This window comes from Streptomyces sp. XY431, assembly GCF_001279805.1.
Classification (GTDB): Bacteria; Actinomycetota; Actinomycetes; order Streptomycetales; family Streptomycetaceae; genus Kitasatospora; species Kitasatospora purpeofusca.
This window is the reverse complement of the sequence record NZ_LGDO01000185.1, coordinates 1-5,293: the sequence shown is the minus strand read 5'-3', so window position 1 is coordinate 5,293 and position 5,293 is coordinate 1. Positions and strand designations below refer to the sequence as shown.

The 5,293-nt window shown below is 73.1% G+C and carries 5 protein-coding genes; 1 reads left to right on the top strand and 4 read right to left on the bottom strand.

Annotation, left to right across the window (positions count from 1 at the left end):
• Positions 1-45 precede the first annotated feature (45 nt).
• Genes ADK60_RS19695 through ADK60_RS19680 form a run of 4 tightly spaced genes read right to left on the bottom strand, consistent with a single transcriptional unit; the run spans position 46 to position 4,419 of the window.
• Positions 46-618 (bottom strand): GNAT family N-acetyltransferase, encoded by a 573-nt coding sequence (locus tag ADK60_RS19695; protein ID WP_079008529.1) that lies wholly within the window; start codon positions 616-618, stop codon positions 46-48.
• A complete protein-coding gene (locus ADK60_RS19690) occupies positions 619-1,827 on the bottom strand; it encodes a type III PLP-dependent enzyme (protein WP_053647687.1) in 1,209 nt (402 codons plus the stop codon). It lies immediately after the preceding gene.
• The gene (locus ADK60_RS19685; protein WP_063783199.1) at positions 1,820-3,295 is read right to left on the bottom strand and encodes a DUF6271 family protein; all 1,476 of its coding nucleotides are present in this window, start codon (positions 3,293-3,295) and stop codon (positions 1,820-1,822) included. The genes ADK60_RS19690 and ADK60_RS19685 overlap by 8 nt, the downstream gene beginning before the upstream one ends.
• A complete protein-coding gene (locus ADK60_RS19680) occupies positions 3,292-4,419 on the bottom strand; it encodes a phytanoyl-CoA dioxygenase family protein (RefSeq protein WP_079008528.1) in 1,128 nt (375 codons plus the stop codon). The genes ADK60_RS19685 and ADK60_RS19680 overlap by 4 nt, the downstream gene beginning before the upstream one ends.
• A gap of 608 nt (positions 4,420-5,027) precedes the next feature.
• On the opposite strand from ADK60_RS19680, the gene ADK60_RS46735 reads away from it, so the two are divergent.
• The coding region (locus tag ADK60_RS46735; protein WP_234371162.1) for a hypothetical protein at positions 5,028-5,293 on the top strand (266 nt) is incomplete at its 3' end.

Sequence of the window (5,293 nt, the reverse complement as noted above, 5' to 3'; positions counted from 1 at the left end):
GGGGTGGAGGGTGCCGGGGCTGGAGGGTGCTAGGGGTGGAGGGTGCTAGGGGTGGAGGGGCATCGACATGTAGACGGCCCGGTCGCCGTAGCTCGCGGGGAGCCGCACCTCGGGGTGGGGGAGGTAGCCGAGGGGCGCCCAGAGCACTTCGCTGCCACGGACGGCGACCAGCGAGATGGTGGCGTGGCCGCGCTCGCGGGCCGTGTCGGCGAGGAAGGTGAGCAGGCGCGGGGCCAGGCCGCGGCCGCGCAGCCGCTCGGTCACGACCAGGTCGTGGGCGTGCAGGTTGGTGGAGCCGAGGGGAGCCGGGGACTCGGCGCGGCCGAGGTCGGGGCAGTGGCCGAGCGGGTAGGGCAGGGCGAGCAGGTAGCCGCCGAACTCGCCCCTGTGCTCGAACGCGAAGCAGTAGTCGGGGGCGGCCCGGTGGCGCGAGCGCAGGGCCTCGCCGCCCTCGGAGAGGCCGCTCTCGCCGTAGGCGCGGGCCTCCAGCGGCACCACCTCGGCCCAGTCGTGCTCGGCGAGCGGGCGGACGAGCAGCTCGTCGTCGCGGACCCCGTTGTCGAGCAGGACGGAGTGGCTTGCGGTGTCGGGGAGTTCGGCGGCCGGGTGCGCGGACATCTACTGCGGTACTCCCTCGGGGCGGGGCGCGCCGTCCGGGCGGCCCGCCCGGACGCAGCTGTAGGGGAGCGGCGGGAAGCCGTTGAACCCCCGCGTGGTGTAGGCGGTGGCGTAGGCGCCGCAGGAGAGGATCCACACCGGGTCGCCCGAGGCGGCGTCCCGGGGGACGGGCACACCGGCGCCCTCGTCGGCGTAGGCGTCGTCGCTGTCGCAGGTGGGACCGGCGATCACGGCGGGCACGGTCACGGCGCCGGGGTGGGTCGGGAACTCCAGCCGGTAGCGCAACTCGTCCATCTCGTACAGGCCGTTGAACTTGCCGCAGCTCAGGTAGAGCCAGTACGCCCGTTCGCCGTCCAGCTGCTGACGATCCGTCAGGCGAGTGATGTGGGCCCGGATCGCACCGTGGTCGGCGACCAGGTGGCGGCCCGGTTCCAGCAGGAAGCCGAGCGGCGCCGCGGAGATCTCGCGCAGCCGCTGCATGCCCTCCCGGATCACCGCGAACATCTTGTCGACCGGCGGGTCGAGCGGCTCCCCGCGCCGGTCCAGGACGCCGAGCGCGGGCAGGCCGCCGCCGAGGTTGACGTGGTCCAGCAGGATGCCCCGCCGGTTGGCCTCCTCGACCACCGAGGCGATCGTCTCCAGGGCGTTCTGCCAGGCCTCGGAGGTGAGTTGCTGGGAGCCGACGTGCACCGAGAGGCCGGCCGGGACCAGTCCGGCGTCCCGGGCCGCGTCCAGCACCCGCAGGGCGTCCGCCGGCGAGCAGCCGAACTTCCGGCTCAGGCCCCAGAGCGCCCCCTCGCCGGTGGTGGCAAGACGGCAGAACACCCGTGCGCCCGGGGCGTGTTCGGCGATCGCGAGGACGTCGGCCAGGCTGTCGGTGGCGAAGTCGCGCACGCCGAGCCGGTACGCCTCGGCGATATGGCGATCGGACTTGATCGTGTTGCCGTAGTGGACCCGCTCGACCGGCACGCCGGTGCGCAGCGCCTGGACGATCTCCTGCGGTCCGGCCGCGTCGAAGCCGGAGCCCCGGGCGGCCAGGCAGTCGAGCACCTCGTCCACCGGGCAGGCCTTCATGGCGAACCGGATGTCGACGTCCGGCAGTTCGCGCAGCAGGGCGTCGTACTGGGACTCGATGCCGTCGAGGTCGTAGATGATCCGGTCGTCCTCGGCGGCGGCCAGGGCGGTGCGCAGGCGTCCGTGGTCAGGCATGGGCGGCGCTCCGGCCGGTGGTGGGGTGGGTGGGTCTTCCCGCCGCGGCGGTTCTTCCGGGCGTGCTCGTGGGTGCGGGTATGCGTGTGGGCCCGCGCCCGGGCGCGAGGAGGGCGGTGTCCGACGGCGTCGGCGGGACGGTTCGGGCGGCGGCGACCAGCGGGCCCCAGGCGTCGACGAGCAGGGCGAACGCCTCGATGTCGGCCTGCGCCTCGTCCAACAGGCCTTCCCGGCGCGGCAGCAGATGGTCGGCGAAGTCGGCGTAGCGTCCGCCGAGCCCGCGGTAGGCGCGGTCGAGCACGGCCAGCCGGCGGTGGTTCTCCGCCCGGTCCTCGCCCGCGGCGCGGCGGGCGAACCCGGCCACCGCCCCCGGCCGCACGTGGTGCTGCTCGTCGAGCAGCGCCCCGCCGGCCGACTCCAGCGCGGCGTACACCGGGTGGAGGTACAGCATCGACAGCAGGAACTTGGTGAACCGCAGCTGGTAGGCGAGGAATCCGGCGTCGGTGCGCCGCTCCGGGGTGTAGTGGTTGACGATGTTGCGGTTGTGGGTGACGCCGGGCAGCCCCGCGTTGAGCACCAGATGGTGCAGGAAGTAGTCGCTGCCGATGGTGTCGGTCGCCGGCGGCAGCGGCACCCGCTCGTACAACTCGCGGTCCAGCGCGATGTTGCACATGTCGATCCGCCAGATGTCGGGCAGGTCGAGCACGGCACGGTCGTGGGTGAACGGGTCGGTGCCGTTGCCGACGAACGAGTCCGCGACCAGCTCGCGCCGCTGTTCGACGGTGGAGCCGGTGGCCGCCCACAGGCCCACGACCTCCTCGTAGACCGCCGGGTCCAGGGCCCGGACCTCCCCGAGGTCGACCGAGAGTTCACCGATGAAGGAACTGCCGACCAGGGCGACCGGCTTCCCCGCGTGCGCCGGGTCGAGGGTGTGGTGGGTGACGCCGGGCGCGGCGTCGGCGGCGCGTCGGCCGATCGAGCGCAGCTCGTGGTGGATCGGGAACACCGGTTCGCCGTCCAGCTCCTGGTAGGTGCTGTCGGAGTCGCGGCGGTGCAGCGAGGAGCAGCCGAGCGCGGCAGCGAACAGGAACGCCCGGTTGGTGCACGCCCCGTAGGACACGGTGTCCGGCAGCATCAGGTCGAGCAGCCGGTCGGCACCCGCCGCCGCGGACAGGGCCGGGGTCGCGGCGAGGGCCCGGTCGATCACGGACCGCAGGAAGGTGCGCTGCTGCTCCTCGTCGAGGTGGTGGACGAGGACACCGGGGACGGCGGGCAGGTCGGCGACGGCCTTCTCGTGCTCGGTGCGGGTCGCGGCGTCCGCCGAGTCGAGGATCAGCAGGTGCACCCGGACACCGAACTCGCGGGCGGCCCAGGCGGCTTCGGCGCCGACCTCGGCGATGGCGGGGGCGCAGGCCCGGTTGGTGGGCAGGGCGAGGCAGATGCCGGGTGCGGCGAGGTCCACGGTCATGCCTCGCCTGTCCTGGGGCCGGGGATGTCGATGCCGGGGCCGGGGCCGGGGACGTCGGTGCCGAGGTCGGGGGTGCCGGGGCCGCGGTCGGTGTCGGGGTCGGTGTCGGCCGGGTGCCAGGACTCCAGGCCGAGCAGCCTGGCGCCGAGGCCGGTGAGTTCGGCGGGGCCGTAGCGCAGCGACTCGTGCTCGCGGTGGTCGCCGACCAGGGTGCGGTTCCAGGTCGGGGTGGAGCGGTCGCGCCAGGAGGCGATGCGCGACTCGCGGAGCTCCGTGTGCTCCTCCAGCGCGGGCATCATCGACAGGTACTGCACGGAGCGGACGCCCTTCGCCGAGGTGTTGGCGGCCACGCCGTGCGCCAGCATGCCGTTCCAGATCAGCAGGTCCCCGGCCTTCAACTCGGGTCGGACGACCGGGAACTCGGCGTGGTCGACGGCCGGGCGGATCGGGTCGCGGTCGGCCGGCTGGGCGGCCTGCCAGGTGTTGAACCGGCGGAACAGCTCGGGGTTGCACTGGAAGCCGCCGAGGTCCGGCGCGGTGTCGTTGAGGGCGATGATGCCCTGCACACGCTGGGGGAGCATCCCGGCGGTGGAGTCGACGTCCCAGTGCAGCTCGATGTCGAAGCCCTTGTCGGTGGGCTCGATCAGCGCGCGGTCGCGGTTCCTGACGTTCGGCGGGTTGAGGTTGAGCCGGTCGAGGGTGACCCAGAGCTCCTCGCAGTCCCAGACGTCGACGAAGGCGTCGTAGACCCGGCGGGCCTGCCGGCTGTCCCACATGAGCTGGTGCTGGTAGGCCTCGACGAAGCCGTAGATGTGCAGGTGCTGGTCCAGCTCGTCCCGGAAGTCCCGTTCCTCGTACCAGGTTTCGGGCCGCTCGGGGTCGAGGCCCTGGAACGACCAGGCGAAGTCGAGCAGCCCGCGCGCGGCCTCGGGGGTGATTGCCTCCGGCACGACGACGTAGCCGTAGGTCTGCCAGAAGGCGAACTGCTCCTCCGACAGCACGCGCAACGGGCGCTGCTTCTCGATGTCCTTCAGCGCGGTGGCGGCGAGGTAGGCCTCGCCGTCGTTGCTGAAGTACGGGCGCTCCGAAGCGGCTCGATACAGGTACCCGTCGGGCTTCGGCATCACGTCACTCCAAGGTCGGGTCGGGGCGTCGGATCGGGGGGTGGTCGTGTGCCCGGGGCGGCGGGGGAATGGGCGTCGGGAACGGTTGAGTGAACGGGCGTCGGAACGGTTGAGTGAGCGGCTGAGAGAACGGTGGAGGGAATGGGTCGCGGGGCAGGGCCGGACGGCGGCGGAGGGTGGCCCTGACGGGGCGTGGGAGGAGGGTGGATTGCTCGTCCGACAAGGAGTGCCGACGGCTGTTCCGGCCTCGTCAAACGCGTGTTCCCCTACGGTGGACTAGACCAACTTCCGGTGTCAACCCTCGTCCCTGCAGCCCCGATCGGCACTCTGTCGGTCGGTGGACGACCGGGCGTGACCTGCGGGGGAACCGGCGCCCGGTCGGGTCACGGGCGGTCGGCGCGGCGCTCCGTCGGGCCGGATCTCCGCTGCCTCTTCGGGCGGCCGCTGTTGCCCGGTCGGGCAAGTGGCGCCCGGCGTTGACGGGTTGACGCGGCCTTGGGCGGAGGGGGCGGCAACGCCCTTCCGTGGGTGCTGTGGAGGTTCGGTGAGAGGTGGGAGTGAGAGGCGGGGCAGGGGGGTGGAGTGGGAGGTGTGCGCTCTGCACGGCGGTGTCGGTCGCCGTGCTGTCGGCGAGCACGGCGGCCTGCGGCGTCCAGCTGTCCTTGAGGAGGTGGGGCCGCCCGCCGTCCGGGCTGACCGACATGTGGTGGAGGTCGGTCGGCGCGGTCGCGAAGGCGAAGACCAGCCGTGCGATGTTGATGACGGTGGCGGTGGCGGTGCTGATGGCGCCCGGCGTCCGGCGTCCGGTCGGCCGGGCGCTGCTGCTCGGGGGTGGGGCCGAGGCGTCGGTTTTTGGACCTTGTTCGTACGGGGG